The sequence below is a fragment of the Rhodococcoides kyotonense genome, from assembly GCF_900188125.1.
In the GTDB taxonomy this organism is placed as follows: domain Bacteria; phylum Actinomycetota; class Actinomycetes; order Mycobacteriales; family Mycobacteriaceae; genus Rhodococcoides; species Rhodococcoides kyotonense.
On record NZ_FZOW01000001.1, the window covers coordinates 1 to 14,261 of the forward strand.

General features: G+C 63.1%; 19 protein-coding genes. 12 read left to right on the top strand and 7 right to left on the bottom strand.

The window, feature by feature from the left end:
- Both CHB96_RS00005 and CHB96_RS00010 read left to right on the top strand, forming a co-directional pair.
- Window positions 1-543, top strand: a 543-nt coding sequence (locus CHB96_RS00005) for an ATP-binding cassette domain-containing protein (protein ID WP_089242558.1), incomplete at its 5' end; no start/stop codon positions are given.
- A gap of 169 nt (window positions 544-712) precedes the next feature.
- A complete protein-coding gene (locus tag CHB96_RS00010) occupies window positions 713-1,369 on the top strand; it encodes a nitroreductase family protein (protein WP_089242559.1) in 657 nt (218 codons plus the stop codon).
- Window positions 1,370-1,373: 4 nt separating this feature from the next.
- On the opposite strand, the gene CHB96_RS00015 is transcribed toward CHB96_RS00010, so the two are convergent.
- Entirely contained in the window at window positions 1,374-2,168 is a 795-nt protein-coding gene (locus CHB96_RS00015) for a HugZ family pyridoxamine 5'-phosphate oxidase (RefSeq protein ID WP_089242560.1), read from the bottom strand.
- 67 nt (window positions 2,169-2,235) lie between these two features.
- Here CHB96_RS00015 and CHB96_RS00020 point away from each other — a divergent pair, with 67 nt between their 5' ends.
- Window positions 2,236-2,589, top strand: a complete 354-nt coding sequence (locus CHB96_RS00020; protein WP_089242988.1) for a VOC family protein — start codon at window positions 2,236-2,238, stop codon at window positions 2,587-2,589.
- Here CHB96_RS00020 and helR read toward each other — a convergent pair.
- Window positions 2,580-4,739, bottom strand: a complete 2,160-nt coding sequence (helR, locus tag CHB96_RS00025; RefSeq protein ID WP_089242561.1) for an RNA polymerase recycling motor ATPase HelR — start codon at window positions 4,737-4,739, stop codon at window positions 2,580-2,582. The two genes, CHB96_RS00020 and helR, sit on opposite strands and share 10 nt — an antisense overlap.
- 308 nt (window positions 4,740-5,047) lie before the next feature.
- Here helR and CHB96_RS00030 point away from each other — a divergent pair, with 308 nt between their 5' ends.
- The 5 genes from CHB96_RS00030 to CHB96_RS29520 all read left to right on the top strand — a co-directional run bounded on the left by CHB96_RS00030 (window position 5,048) and on the right by CHB96_RS29520 (window position 7,735).
- Complete coding sequence (locus CHB96_RS00030) at window positions 5,048-5,284, top strand: type II toxin-antitoxin system Phd/YefM family antitoxin (RefSeq protein ID WP_089242562.1); 237 nt, start codon at window positions 5,048-5,050, stop codon at window positions 5,282-5,284.
- Window positions 5,281-5,676 (top strand): type II toxin-antitoxin system VapC family toxin, encoded by a 396-nt coding sequence (locus tag CHB96_RS00035; RefSeq protein ID WP_089242563.1) that lies wholly within the window; start codon window positions 5,281-5,283, stop codon window positions 5,674-5,676. The genes CHB96_RS00030 and CHB96_RS00035 overlap by 4 nt, the downstream gene beginning before the upstream one ends.
- A gap of 387 nt (window positions 5,677-6,063) precedes the next feature.
- Window positions 6,064-6,909, top strand: a complete 846-nt coding sequence (locus CHB96_RS00040; RefSeq protein WP_089242564.1) for an oxidoreductase — start codon at window positions 6,064-6,066, stop codon at window positions 6,907-6,909.
- Between the two features lie 33 nt (window positions 6,910-6,942).
- Complete coding sequence (locus tag CHB96_RS00045) at window positions 6,943-7,545, top strand: MFS transporter (protein WP_281254384.1); 603 nt, start codon at window positions 6,943-6,945, stop codon at window positions 7,543-7,545.
- A 19-nt stretch (window positions 7,546-7,564) separates the two neighbouring features.
- The gene (locus tag CHB96_RS29520; protein ID WP_176444048.1) at window positions 7,565-7,735 is read left to right on the top strand and encodes a hypothetical protein; all 171 of its coding nucleotides are present in this window, start codon (window positions 7,565-7,567) and stop codon (window positions 7,733-7,735) included.
- 17 nt (window positions 7,736-7,752) lie between these two features.
- On the opposite strand, the gene CHB96_RS00050 is transcribed toward CHB96_RS29520, so the two are convergent.
- The 3 genes from CHB96_RS00050 to CHB96_RS00060 all read right to left on the bottom strand — a co-directional run bounded on the left by CHB96_RS00050 (window position 7,753) and on the right by CHB96_RS00060 (window position 10,243).
- Window positions 7,753-8,754: an AraC family transcriptional regulator gene (locus CHB96_RS00050; protein WP_089242566.1), complete on the bottom strand. Its 1,002-nt coding sequence runs from the start codon at window positions 8,752-8,754 to the stop codon at window positions 7,753-7,755.
- Between the two features lie 602 nt (window positions 8,755-9,356).
- A complete protein-coding gene (locus tag CHB96_RS00055; RefSeq protein ID WP_089242567.1) occupies window positions 9,357-9,707 on the bottom strand; it encodes a GNAT family N-acetyltransferase in 351 nt (116 codons plus the stop codon).
- Between the two features lie 35 nt (window positions 9,708-9,742).
- Window positions 9,743-10,243 (bottom strand): carboxymuconolactone decarboxylase family protein, encoded by a 501-nt coding sequence (locus tag CHB96_RS00060; protein WP_245865106.1) that lies wholly within the window; start codon window positions 10,241-10,243, stop codon window positions 9,743-9,745.
- Between the two features lie 90 nt (window positions 10,244-10,333).
- On the opposite strand from CHB96_RS00060, the gene CHB96_RS00065 reads away from it, so the two are divergent.
- Window positions 10,334-11,824: an amidase gene (locus tag CHB96_RS00065; protein ID WP_089242569.1), complete on the top strand. Its 1,491-nt coding sequence runs from the start codon at window positions 10,334-10,336 to the stop codon at window positions 11,822-11,824.
- A 50-nt stretch (window positions 11,825-11,874) separates the two neighbouring features.
- Window positions 11,875-12,153, top strand: coding sequence for a DUF7218 family protein (locus CHB96_RS00070; protein WP_089242570.1), 279 nt, complete (start codon window positions 11,875-11,877; stop codon window positions 12,151-12,153).
- Here CHB96_RS00070 and CHB96_RS00075 read toward each other — a convergent pair.
- Entirely contained in the window at window positions 12,150-12,674 is a 525-nt protein-coding gene (locus CHB96_RS00075; RefSeq protein WP_089242571.1) for a DUF6328 family protein, read from the bottom strand. The two genes, CHB96_RS00070 and CHB96_RS00075, sit on opposite strands and share 4 nt — an antisense overlap.
- A 33-nt stretch (window positions 12,675-12,707) precedes the next feature.
- On the bottom strand, window positions 12,708-13,031 hold the full coding sequence (locus tag CHB96_RS00080; protein WP_176444087.1) for a hypothetical protein: 324 nt from the start codon (window positions 13,029-13,031) through the stop codon (window positions 12,708-12,710).
- A 196-nt stretch (window positions 13,032-13,227) separates the two neighbouring features.
- Between CHB96_RS00080 and CHB96_RS00085 the strand changes: the two genes are divergently transcribed.
- Complete coding sequence (locus CHB96_RS00085; RefSeq protein WP_089242572.1) at window positions 13,228-13,566, top strand: RNA polymerase-binding protein RbpA; 339 nt, start codon at window positions 13,228-13,230, stop codon at window positions 13,564-13,566.
- Between the two features lie 307 nt (window positions 13,567-13,873).
- Complete coding sequence (locus tag CHB96_RS00090) at window positions 13,874-14,254, top strand: chorismate mutase (RefSeq protein WP_245865107.1); 381 nt, start codon at window positions 13,874-13,876, stop codon at window positions 14,252-14,254.
- The last annotated feature ends 7 nt before the right edge of the window (window positions 14,255-14,261 follow it).

The following is a 14,261-nucleotide window of genomic DNA, read 5'->3' on the forward strand; positions in this document are numbered from 1 at the left end:
GACGCACTCGGCAAAGGCATCGCCACCGTGTACCAAGACCTCGCGGTGGTGTCGTTGATGCCGGTGTGGCGCAACTTCTTCCTCGGCCAGGAACTGCGCAAGGGTCCGTTCAAATCCCTGGATGCGACCGCGATGCGGGCCACGACCATCGAAGAGCTCCACAAGATGGGTATCGACCTGCCCGACGTCGACGCCCCCATCGGATCGCTGTCCGGTGGTCAGCGTCAGTGTGTGGCGATCGCGCGTGCCATCTTCTTCGGTGCCCGCGTGCTGATCCTCGACGAGCCGACAGCCGCCTTGGGTGTGAAGCAGTCCGGAATGGTGCTGCGCTACATCTCCGCTGCCAAGGAGCAAGGCTTCGGGGTCGTGTTCATCACCCACAACCCGCACCACGCCTACATGGTCGGCGACCACTTCGTGCTGCTCAACCGCGGCAAGCAGAAGCTCGACTGCACCTACGACGAGATCAGCCTCGACGACCTCACCCGCGAAATGGCAGGCGGCGACGAACTCGACACCCTCACCCACGAACTCCGCCGATAATGCGCTTCGCGCCCGTGCGCGCGTAGTAACACCGCACACCAACTCTCCGCGCACGGCACCTGACAGCGCCCGCGATCTCTTTGCCCAGGAGATCGCGGGCCTGCGTGCTTTCAGGGCGTGAGCCGAAACAGCCTTTGAGTCGTCGACCCGTCGGTGACACACTCGGGGGATGACGTCGTTTCCTGTTCTCGATCTGACACCCGACGAACTGCTGACCACCACGCGAACCGTCCGCAAACGGTTGGACCTGTCCAAGAACGTCCCGATCGAGCTGATCCGTGAATGTCTCGAGATCGCGCTCCAGGCACCGTCCGGGTCGAATCGTCAAGGCTGGCAATGGATGGTGGTGACCGATCCTTCGCTGCGTGCGCAGCTGGGGGAGATCTACCGCGAAGAAGTCGAGAAATACCTGAAGTCTCGTGCGTCTGCTGCCAAGCTGTTCTCCGACGACCCCGTTCGAGCACCGGTTCAGCAACGGGTCGGTGACAGCGTCGCGTGGCTGGGCGAGCACATGGGAGAAGTGCCGGTTCTGGTCATTCCGTGCATCCGAGGTGCCGTCGAGTTGCCCGCCGGAAATCAAGCGGGACTCTGGGGTTCGCTACTCCCTGCCGTGTGGAGCTACTCGCTCGCCGCGCGTGCGCGTGGACTCGGAACTGCCTGGACCACCTTGCATCTGTCGCGCGAGGCCGAAGTCGCCGAGCTGCTGGGCATTCCCCAGGGTTTCCATCAGGCTGCGCTGATGCCCACCGCCTACTTCACCGGAGAGACGTTCAAACCCGCCCCGCGCGAACCCATCGACTCGGTTCTGCACGTGGACAAGTGGTGAGAGGTCAGCTTCGCGCCCGCTTGGCCAATTCGACTGTCGCAGCGCGAAGATCGCCGACCGCATCGATGGGCTGCGCGTAGCCGACGCGCGTCGCGGCGTTCCCGCGCGGGGTGGTGACGCTGAGATCGAGCCCGTAACGATCGGCCGACGTGCACGTCGCCGCGGTGGCATCGGGAAAGCCGCCGAGGTTGCGTGCCATCGAAAGAAGCGACTCGGCGTGGTCGGCGTTGAGATGCGTGATCGCCGGTGCAGCGTGCGGCGACACGGGATCCGGCACTGCGTCGGCGTAATCCTGAGCGGTCGCCGAATCCATGCGCCCGTAGCCTCCCACCCATCGTGCGCGCTGCACACGAAGGATCCACACCGTGAAGTCGCTGTAGTCGATGTAGTACTTGGCGGCGGGCACAGCGGCGAGATGAGCTTCGCGGGCGGCGCTTCGCTCGTCGTCGGTCGGTGCCTCGACCACACCGGCCAGCGTGACACGAGATACCGACAGGGGATCGGTCGCCGATTCCGGAGCGACGATCGCCACGCTCGCGCGAGGGTCGTGCAGCAGATTCCGGCCGTGCTCGGCCATCCGCGACACACAGAGGACGGGCGAACCGCCGAGAAGCCCATACGTGATGTACGACGCCCACGGGTCACCGTCGGTGGTGAGGCTGGCGAGCGTTGCGATGTTGGTGGAAGCGGCAACCGTTCGAGCCTCCTCGGCGGGCGACGGCCGTCGGACATGTTCGAGGTCGATCAACGGGGGAGGGGTCGACGGTGCGTCACCGGGGTCGCCGTGGTCCAAAGCCATGGGCGAAGTCTACGTGGGCACTACAGTGAATCCAGTCGTTGCACTCTTCTGGGCACGAGGAGGATGGATGCAGGTACGAAAGATCATCGCGAATCTCGCCGTCCCGAACATCGATACGGCGAGAACGTTCTACGCTGACTTCCTCGGGCTGGACACCGAGGAGTTCAACCTCGGTTGGGTCGCCCGATTGACAACGCCCGACGGCACGACCAGCGTTCAACTCGTCACGCGGGACGAGACCTCTCCCGAAGATTCGGTGATATCTGTGATGGTCGACGACATCGGCGCCGCATACGAGCAAGCCCGAGACAGCGGCTACGACATCGTCCACCCACTGACTACCGAGGAGTGGGGTGTTCGCCGGTTCCTGGTCCGCGCTCCCGACGGAAATGTCGTCAACATCGTGCTGCATCACTCGTAGGTCAGTACGACGAGCCTCTGAGTAGCCCGAGTCATGGCGACGTAGCGATCGACAGCACCTTCGATCCCGGTCCCGAACGACTCAGGTTCGACGACGACCACGAGGTCGAACTCGAGCCCCTTGGACAATTCAGGAGCCAGTGATCGCATTCTGTTCGTCGCGTGAAATTCCGAATGTCCTATGACACAACCGATTCCGTCCGAGTTGTGCGCGAGCCAGTCGTCGACGATCGAATCCAGCTCGGACACATGCCCGTACGTGACGGGGACGCCACTGCTGCGGATGGACGTCGGAACATTGGCGTCCGGGAGCGCGGCCCGAATAACAGGCTCGGCCGCGGTCATGATCTCCGTCGGTGTGCGGTAGTTGATGCGCAGCGACGCCATCTCGATGCGCGACAGTCCAACCCGTTCCAACCGCTCGTGCCACGTCTCGGTGAAACCGTGCCGCGCCTGTGCTCGATCTCCGACGATCGTGAAGCTCCCGGATGGACAGCGCGACAACAACATCTGCCATTCCGCGTCGGTCAGCTCCTGCGCCTCGTCGACGACGATATGCGCGAAAGGTCCAGCGAGACGGTCTGGTTCGACACTCGGAAGAACCGCGTGGTCGACGAGAGCGTCGCGAATTCCGTCCTGGCGGAGCTGCGCCATCAGACCGTCCTCGTCGTCGAGCTGCAGTAGTTCGTCGACGACTCGATCCATCCTGCGGCGCTCGGCCTCGATCGACGCTGTCCGACGCCGCTGCCGCCGAGCAGCGTCCGGGTCGCCCAGTCGCGCACGTGCGGCGTCGAGCAGCGGGAGGTCGGGCTTTGTCCACGCATGCGCGTCGGGACGCTGTAGCAGGCGCACCTCGTCGGATGTCAGCCACGGCGCACATTTCCTGAGATAGGCCGGGACCGTCCACAAGTCGCCGACGAGGTCCGCAGCCTCGACGAGTGTCCACGAGTCGTCCAGAGCGGTGCGCAGATCCTCATTGTCCTGCAACGACTTACGAACCATCGCTGTGGTCTCGGCACCGACGTACTTGTCGACGAGAATGTCGATCAGCGCGGACCAGATCTGCTCTCGTGCCAGGTTGTGCGGCACACCGGGGTCACGCGCCTCGAAGGATTCTTTCCAATCCTCGGGACTCGACCAGATGTCGGCCCACTCGGTGTCGACAGCCATGCCCCGCGTGGGCGGTTGCTCATAGAACCGCACGGCCGCGTCGACGACATCGATCATCTGTGCCGACGATTTCAGATGCGCGACCGCGGAGTCGGCCTCAGCGGCGGCGTGTCCGCCCTCGTCGACGAGATCAGCAAGAGTGCAGGTCCGAACGCCTTCCTCACCGAGGCTGGGCAGGACGTCGGACACATAGGCGAGGTAGGGCTGATGCGGCCCGACGAAGAGAACGCCGCCGTTGTTGTGTCCGAGACGGGGATCGGAATAGAGCAGGTACGCGGTCCGATGCAGCGCGACGACGGTCTTGCCTGTGCCAGGGCCGCCGTCGACGACGAGTGCGCCGGACGAGCCTGCTCGGATGATCGCGTCCTGGTCGGCTTGAATCGTTCCGAGAACGTCTCGCATCCTGGGCGAGCGGGTGCCGCCGAGGCTGGCGATGAATGCCGATTGATCGTCGAGCGCAGCCTCGCGGACGTCATCGAGACTGCCCGCATCGAACACTTCGTCCCAGTAGTCGCTGATCTTTCCCGCTGTCCAGCAGTAACGTCGACGGCGGTCCAGCCCCATCGGGTGGGCGTGGGTCGCACCGAAGAACGGCTCGGCGGCAGGGGAGCGCCAGTCGATCAACAGCTGTTCGCCCGACGTGTCCAGAAGTCCGAGCCTTCCTATGTAAGACGGGGCGTCGCAGTCGGATCGGACGATATGACCAAGGCACAGATCGAGCCCGTAGCGACGGAGTGTTCGGATGCGCGCGTTCAGGCGGTGGACCTCCATGTCCCGTTCGAGAGCTTCCTGTCCGAGCTCTACGGGCGCCTTTCGGGTGAAATCGAGCCGCGCGACGAGGTCGGCGGTCGACCTCGCGAGGCTGGCGGCGACACGCGCGAAGAATTGTTCGTCGTCGGCGATGAGGGATGGAACCGCCTTGCCTGCGAGGTCTCTCGGTAGATCGAATGCGCTGTCTGTCGATCGAATCTGTGCACTCATGAACTCTCGTATCCACTGGTCTACGTGTCGGCACACGAGTATGGGGTATGCACGGGGTCTTGCCGCAAGGCCCCGGGTGCGCTATAGATTGACAGTGGAAGGGCGCGTGGGGGAGTGCCGTGACATCGTCGTCGATGGCCGCCGCATTGCGTACCTCGAAGCCGGACATGGTGAACGAACGTGTCTTCTGTCGCGCACGACGGGGCGTTCGTTGCACGCAAAATTGTCGCCCGGCATCCAGAACGAGTGGATCGACTGGTCCCCTGATAGGACTAGTGTGACTAGTCCTATCAGTCTAATGTGGGATCATGCGGACGATCACCAGCACCGAAGCCAAAGCGAAACTCAACGCCATATTGGCTGAGGTCGAGAAGACCGGTAGCCCCGTTACGGTCACCTCGCATGGACGAGCAGTCGCTGTCATCTGGCCCGCTACGCCGCGAACGCGGGAATTCGGTCAATTCCCGGGACTGGTGATCCCCGATGATCTCGACGCGCCTCTTCCCGACGACGAGCTGGCGGCCTGGGGGGAATTCACGTCGTGACTGCGGTCCTGCTCGACACGAACGCTCTACTATGGTTGGCGAAATCGCCTGTGTCGATAGCTCGCGAGGCTCGTGCGGTCCTGGAAGATCCCGCCAACGAACTATTCGTTTCCGCAGCTTCCGCGTGGGAGATTGCCATCAAGACCCGGCTGGGTCGTCTCGATGGCACTGGCATTCTTTCGAGTTGGACAGACACGGTCCGGTCCATGGCCGCACAGGAACTCGCGATGAACTCCGCTGACGCAGCACTGGCAGGCCAACTGAATTGGAATCATCGGGACCCGTTCGACCGAATGATCGTCGCTCAGGCCACGCGCCGAGGATTGGCAATCGCCACCAGTGATCGAATCATCCGCGAGGGTGCGATGACGCCGATCATCGCAACCAGGTAGGAGGGCGGAGTTCGTGATCGCACTTCCCGCGACTCGCAACAGACTACTGGTAACACTGCATATCCAAACTGGTCGTGTTGCTACGTAGACTCCCATGCGCCCAAGCTGCGACGGAGATGACCCCGACACTGCGTCACCGTCGGCCGAATGGAGTCGAACGTACACGGCGGCTTACGCCGGACGGCTTGGAAGCTGATTTGGGGGAGTCAGCGCGGCACGGACTGTGGGAGTGGCACGCACTGTCCGAGCGTGACGCCAATTGCAAGTCGGTAGGCGCGCTGCGCTAGTGATTGTGGGCTGTTCGGCGCATATCTTCGAGACAACAGACGAGCGGGTCGGCCACCAGGTCCTCCGAAACCGGTCGTCTCGAATGCTTAGGAGAACACCATGTCCACCACCACCACCACTCGCGTTGCGCTCGTCACCGGAGCCTCCTCGGGTATCGGCGAAGCCACCGCGATCGAGCTCGTACAGGCCGGGTTCACCGTCTACGGCGCAGCCCGCCGAGTCGATCGGATGAAGCATCTGACCGGCTCGGGGATCATCCCGATTGCAATGGATGTCACCGATGAAGACTCGATGACCGCGGGTATCGAGAAGATCGTCGGTGCCCAGGGGCGCGTCGACGTCCTGGTCAACAACGCCGGATACGGATCCTACGGAGCCGTTGAGGATGTCCCACTCGACGAGGCCCGCGCCCAGTTCGAAGTCAACGTCTTCGGTGCAGCCCGCCTCACCCAGCTCGTGTTGCCCCACATGCGCACTCAGCGTTCGGGCACCATAGTCAACGTCACTTCGATGGGCGGCAAGGTCACCACGCCGCTCGGTGCCTGGTATCACGCAACCAAGTTCGCGCTCGAGGCGTTGAGTGACTGCCTGCGTGCGGAAGTCGCCCCGTTCGGTATCGACGTTGTCATCATCGAACCCGGCGGCATTCGATCGGAGTGGGCGGGTATCGCCGCGGAGAAGGTGCGGGCAGTCTCGAGCACAGGACCCTACTCGGTGCAGGGCAACGCGGTAGCCGACTCCCTCGCATCGGAGTCGACGCAGAAGCGGTCGTCGCCCCCGCAGCTGATCGGCAAGACCATCGCCAAAGCAGCCAAGGCGCGGCGACCGAAGACCCGCTACGCCGTCGGTTATGGCGCCAAGCCCATCATCTTCATGCACGACGTGCTGCCGGACCGCGCGTACGACGCGTTCATCCGTCGTGCCTCAGGTGTGCCGTCGAAGTAGCCGGTACCCGAATCACCAGCGCTTCGCACTGGAATCACAAGCTCTCAAACGGCTTTCGGGTTCTCCGACGCGTCGTGTCAGTGGATGATCACGGCCTACGCGTTGGCATTCGGAAGTCTGTTGCTGATCGGCGGTCGTATCGCTGATCGCATCGGTCGCCGCCGCGCCCTGGCGATCGGTCTCGCACTGTTCGGCATCGGCTCGGCGATCGGCGGAGCTGCACCGAACTTCGCGGCTCCTGCGGTCGGCCGCGCGCTCCAAGGCGTAGGTGGAGCATTGCTCGCGCCCGCCGCCATCGGTACGGTCAGTGCAATGTTCACCAACCCCGCCGAACGCGCCCGCGCCTTCAGCGTGTTCGGTGGGGTCGGGGCGGCGTTCGGACTGCTCGCCGGCGGATTCCTGACCGAGAAACTCGACTGGCGATGGACGCTGTTCGTCAACCTGTTCCTCGCTGCCGCAACGCTTGTCCTCACCTTGACCGTAGTGCGGCCCGACCGACCGGCCGGCTCGGCCCGCATCGACGTCATCGCTACCATTCTTGCCAGCGCCGGACTGTTCGGCTCGTCTTCGGGCTCTCGCGCGCCGAAACCGACGGTTGGTCCGCTGACATCATCTGGGCAACAATGGTTTCCGTGATTGTGCTTGCGGTGTTTGCATGGCGTCAGAGCCGTGCAGCTCAGGAATCTTCCTGGCAGGCGCGGTCCTCGCCGCAGCGTTGTATCGCAGTGGGATATCGGACGAGATCAAAAGCGGCGCCATGCCCGCCGCGCCCGATCGACGGCAACGCGAACCACATCCTCCGCAGATGTGGTGGGCGTTGCCGTAACGGTAGATGTTCCGAGCTCATCCCGAGGCGGCCACTTCTGAGCGGAGCGCGTCGGGTGTGGTCCCGGTCCACGTGCGGAAGGCCCGGTAGAACGAATTCGTATCGTCGTACCCGAGCAGGTAGGCAATTTCGGCTGTGCGTAGCGATCCCTGGTCCAGATAGTGGCGGGCGAGATCTTCACGTGTGGTCGACAGGACCTGCTGGAATGTCGTTCCCTCGTCGCGCAGTTGACGCTGCAAGGTCCGCGGGCTCGTCGCGAGGCGATCGCTGACGGTGCCCACCGAACTGTCGCCGGCGGGCAGCATCTCGTGCAGGGCTGCACGCACTCGGTCGGCGGCCGTAGCGCGGGCGTCCAGGTCGGACAGTCGGCGACGCAGCTCCGGGGCGAAGAATCGCCACATCGTCTCGTTCTCGGTCAGGAAGACCCGTTCGGCGTCGATGCGGGAGAACACGATCGCGTGATGGTCGCCGTGTCGTATGCGCGCACCGAAAAACTTCTCTAACTCGGCATGGCCTCGAATGGGATGCGGCGTCACCACCTGCAACGGGCGAATGTGCTCGCGGGTACCGATCCGCGCAAGTGCAGCCCAGAACACCAACTCCGACACCGCCAGAACCTCAGGCGGGGAGTCTGTGCGCGGCCAACGGTATTCAACTTGCAGGCCGTCGTCGGTCACTGTGACATCGATACCCACCGGGCCGATCAACGGTTTGAAGTCCGCGATGCGTTGTGCCGCAACGGACAGGTTCGGGCTGCACAACGCTGCCATGATCGGAGGGCTGAACGCCTCCACCGAGATCGCGTTGCCGACGTCCAACGCCAGGACGCGTTCGCCGCCCTCGTCCTCGAGTGCCGCCCACAGTCGGTAGTACTCGTCGGGCGTCAGGTTGATCGGCCCGCGCCCGAACAGATCGTCGGGCAGCCCGGCCCGGCGTAGCACCGACCGGGGTGAGAGGCGTAGATCATGCAGAAATGCGCGGAAGGCGGGGTCCACAGCGAAACGCTCACCAAGAGTCACATCTCCACGATACTCACCACCGTATTGCGAATCACGCCAATCTAATTGCGAATCACGCCAACTTGGCGGTGAGGGCAAGTACACACCCCCGCTGGCTGCGCTGCCAAGCAGGGAAAATATCGACTAACCGCCCGGGCCAGGCGCCGACTGGGAATCGTCGGTTCGAGAATTACACCTAACTCATTGGCTCCGAGCCAATTTGAAGATGCAGAAGTCCCTGAACGCTGACGATAGCGGCGGTCGATTGATTCATCGGATGAAACATGCAATGGTTCAGTTGACATAATGTAGATTATCGGCAAAACGGTGAGCTGGCGAAACTGAGATGCGCGACCAGACCACCTGCCGGCGTCGTTGTCCACGCATCGATGCACGAGAAACCTGACAAGGACAAAGTTCGGTCAGGACTCCCGGCAGCGACTACTCGCGCCGGCGGGCCACGACGCTCATCACTCGATCACCGTGACGAGCCTCGCGGCCCGGCGCATCACTGACCGCGAGTCTTCGGATCGCTCCGATGACCGCCGGCCTCGCTCATCAGCCTGCCCTGCCTGACCCTTCAAATCGTCACAGTGACGTTTCTACCCGGACATCGGCCTGTCTCAACCGAGCTCACGATCGAGAAACTCGAGAATCTGAGGCGTCGCCGCGTCGGCGATGTCCTGCACCTCGGGGTGCTTGTTCGCATAGGCGGCGACCAGTGGGCACACCGGAACGAATCGCAATCCGCGAGTGCGCACGTCGTCGAGCGCCGCTTTCACCAGTACGGAACTGAGATGGTGACCGGCGTACGCATCGTCGATCTCGGTATGGAAGAAGATTCGCTGTCCGTCGAGGTCGCGAAATGCGGTGAACCCGATGACCGAACCGTCGACGCCGAGCGTGTAGCGCTGCCCGGGTATGTCGAGGGCGACGCTGGCGCGTGCCTGGATGTCGTCGTGCGAGGTGCTCATGGTGTGGCCTTTCTGTCGTCGAGAGAATACGGAGGTCAAGCAGAAGTGTGCGCACGCACACGGTGTCGACTGACGATGGAGATTCGATTGAAGGCATTCATCGCTACCGATACCCAACTCACCGCAGATATCTCGGTGTCCGACAACACCTTCCGCGCAATCGCGTAGTCGTGATCCTGGCGGTCGGCGTCGGGCAGCGTCGTAATGGACTCCGCGAGACCGAGAGCCGCGCGCTCTCGTTCGCTGAACAGTGACGACTCCCGCCACGCAGGAAGGACCGCGAGCCGCTGGGTGGTCTCCCCCGCAGCCAGAGCTGCGCCGCCGTGAATGTCCAAACAGTAGGCGCACCTGTTGATCTGCGAGATCCGAACGTTCACGAGTTCGACGAAACGCCGATCCATTCCGGCCTCGTTGGTCGCATTTCGGACTGCTTTCGCCACTGCGAGTTGAGCTTTGAACACCTCAGGATTCTGTTTGTCGATCAGGACCCGCGAGGACGGGGTGTAGTCGAATCCGTCTGAAACACTGTCTGACACGTGAGCCTCTCGTCGGTAGTCTATGCACGCCCTGATGGAGATAACACCGAACCTGGCCTCACTATGCCGGGCGGGGTATAGCATCGGGCGGTGGAACTCGCCGACTATGTTTCCATGGACGCAACCTCTCTGGCTGCACTGGTTCGGACGGGCGAGGTCACGGCCCACGAGCTGTTGGACCTTGCGCGTTCGCGCGCCGACGACGTCGACGCCTCACTCAATTCGATCGTGCTGCGCATGGACGCGGCGGCAGACGAGCGCGCGAACGGTACGTCGACAGGTCCCTTTGCGGGAGTGCCGTTTCTGATCAAGGACCTCGCACAGGAATACAAGGGATATCCGACGTCGTATGGGTCGAGGGCTCTCGCGAACGACGTCGCGACCGAGCATGCGCTGATCACGCAGCGATTCCTCGACGCCGGCCTGGTGATCTTCGGCAAGACCAACACCCCTGAGCTCGGGGCCAAAGGCGTTACGGAACCCGACTATTGGGGCCCGGCGCGTAATCCCTGGAATCCCGAGCGAACGCCGGGTGGATCGTCGGGCGGCTCCGGAGCCGCGGTCGCTGCGGGTATCGTGCCTGCAGCGGGCGCCAACGACGGCGGCGGTTCGATTCGTATTCCAGCGGCGTGCAACGGGCTCGTCGGCCTCAAACTGGGTAGAGGACTGTCGCCGTACGGTCCACAGACCGGTGAGGTCATGTTCGGAATGGTCGGGCAAGGCGTCGTCAGCAGGACGGTCCGAGACAGCGCTGCACTGTACGACGCGATCGTCGCTCCCGACCCCAATGCCGACTACCTGGCACAATTTCCGACAACACCTTACTCGGCGAACCTCGATTCTCGGCCCTCGGGGCTGCGCGTCGGGTGGTCGGCATCGTCTGCGGTCAATCCGAATCCGCATCCCGAGGCGATCACCGCAGTCGAGCGAGCAGCCGACTTGCTGAGCTCGCTCGGGCACTATGTCGAAGAGGTCGATCCCCCGTACGACGACTGGGCATTGTCACGAGATTTTCTGACGATCTGGTTCGCGCAGGTGTATGTACAGGTCTCGGACATCAAAGCGCGGACCGGCGCGAAGAACTCTCAATTCGAGGCCGACACACTGGGACTGGCCGAGTTCGGGCGTCACAGCGGACTGTCGGCACCGATCGCAGCTCTGGAGAACACGAAGACCTACGTGCGTTCGCTTGCACACTTTCACAGCAACTTCGATCTGCTGCTCACACCGACCGTGGCGACTCCCCCGCCGCTCGTCGGGTCGACTGCGACGTCGTCCTTCCTGCATGCGGCTGCGCGAGTGATGAACGCGGTACGAGGTGGTCGAATGATGGCGTTGACGGGCATTCTCGACGAGGCCGTCCAGGAGGGCCTCGGGTGGGTTCCCTACACCCAGCTGGCGAACGTCACCGGAAGGCCTGCGATCAACGTCCCTCTGCACTGGACCGACGACGGGTTGCCGCTCGGCGTCCAGTTCGTCGGTGCGCCGGGCTCGGAGGCCCTCTTGTTGAGAGTCGCTGCGCAATTGGAGGAGGCGCAGCCCTGGATTCACCGATTCCCTGCGCCGCACGGCGTCGTTTGAACCCGCCGAGCCACGGCTATACGACGGGAGAAACGATGTCAGGAGAAGTGATGCCCACGAACTCGTCGAGTGATTCGCAGCCTCAGCTCAAAGATCAAGACATGTACGAGGAGCTGAGGAAAGAGGGAAATTCGAAGGAGAAGGCCGCGCGCATCTCGAATGCGGCAGCAAACAAGGGACGCTCGTCGGTCGGCGCCAAAGGCGGTCGTTCCGGGTCGTACGAGGACTGGACGGTCGATGATCTGAAGTCGCGGGCCAAGGATCTCGGGCTGTCGGGCTACTCGGACCTGAAGAAGGACGAGCTGATCGACAAGCTCCGCGACCACTAACTCACAGGGGCCTCACGTACCTCGTCGTCTCCGGCGAGGTACGCACGCGGCAGCACCCACCACAGTCCGATCAGCAGAAGCGCGACGACTACTGCAGCGATCTCGGCAGCGACGATTCCCAGAACGATCTCGAAGGTCAGGGCGACGACACCGACCAGGGCGATCGCCAGGGCGACCAACCCGAGTATGGCCAACCGATTGCCCACGCGTACCAATATCCCGACCGCGCGCTTGCGGAACAGCAGTCTGTGCATGCCGACCGGCGCGATCAACAGGATGGTCGCCACGATCGATGCCGTGACGGTTACCAGATACACGACCCGACCGGTCGACGACAGCTGGTCGAATCGACCCTGGAACGGCACGGTCAGCAGAAATCCAGTCAGCAACTGCACGCCCGTCTGAACTACGCGCAGTTCCTGGAGTAGGGCGTTCCAGTTGCGGTCGAGCTGTTGAGTCGGGGTCTCGTTCCGCACCTTGCCGTTCCACTCGCGGTGAGCCTCACCCTCGTCGGTGTTCATTCGCTCACAGTAGCCCCGATGCTTCGACCTGCGTCAGCGCAGCCTTTCGGCATCCTTGGCACGCGCGACGAGGTCACGGCACAACCGCTCGAGCTCGTCCGCACCGGCCCCCTCGGTGACCGCGATCGCTACGTCCTCGGCAGCGCATCTGACCTCGAACGCCCTGTCTATCAGAGACGACGCCTCGTCGGCGGACAGCACGACCGCATCCTCGGGTATCGACGTCCCCTTCACCGCACTGCGGTGCTCGTACGCGCGCTGGCGGCACGACTGCCTGCAGTACCGGCGCCGACGGCCCATCCCGGAGTCCGCGACCTCGCGCCCGCACCACGCGCACGTGTGGACTCGTCGTGACATGACTGGCATGCCCACGAGCCTACGGTGGCGGGGCGGTAGAATAGTGCGTACTTGTGCGCGGGTCCATACGTGTCGAACGCCGAACCGGGAACGATCGGTGACCTCGACGCGTTGAAGATCTGTGAGTGGCGTGCGGATCGTGTAAGCAAGCACGACGTCCGCGTCAGCACGCACTATCGACGGAGAGGACTTCACCATGGCAGATCGCGTTCTACGAGGAAGCCGACTCGGCGCCGTCAGCTACGAGACGGACCGGGATCACGACCTTGCACCTCGTCGAGTCGCGCGCTACCGCTGCGACAACGGCGAAGAGTTCGACGTACCGTTCGCCGACGACGCCGAGATCCCCGGCACGTGGGCCTGCCGCAACGGTTTGGAAGGCACGCTGATCGAGGGTGCCGCACCCGAGACCAAGAAGGTGAAGCCGCCGCGCACGCACTGGGACATGCTCCTGGAGCGCCGCTCGGTGGACGAGTTGGAAGAGCTCTTGAAGGAGCGCATGGACCTGCTGAAGGTCAAGCGCCGGGGCGCCTGACCCAGTCGGGTTGTAGTAGGCAAGCAACTGCGTCGGACGAATTCATTCGTTCGGCGCAGTTTTTTGTCCCAATTCGGCTTGAGGATTGTTTTGCACGCGCTTACACTACGATCACGAAATCGGATCTTCGGCTATTCCGCCTGCCTTCAGCGCACCGAGATGTCAGTATCGAAGGCTGAGTAGGGATAGCCACGGGGTAACGGTCCGAGAAGTACGCGCGATAAATTGAAAACACCACGAACTGAAAACACCGTTGTATGACAGGGCATCTGCAGCTGCGCACTGCAGAACAAGGGGGCAGCGAAACGTGAGCGGCGATACCGACGGAAAATTGAGTTCGTTACGAAGCGAACTCGATGCGATCGACGTGCGTCTGATGGACGCCATCAAGGATCGGCTCGAGGTGTGCGCCCGCGTGGCACATGTCAAGCGCACGTTCGACATTCCGATGATGCAACCAGGACGCGTCGGCGTCGTCCAGGAACGGGCACGGGAGTTTGCCCGTGCGAACGATCTGTCCGAGGAATTCCTCGTGTCGGTGTATTCGGTGCTGATCGCGGAGGCGTGCCGCGTCGAGGACGCCATCATCGACGCCGAAGATGCCGGCACGGAGACCGTAGGCACCGGGCCTACAGGTGTTCAGCCGATGAACGGTGATCGAGCCGCTTCGACCACTCGTCAGCGATAGGTGGCCG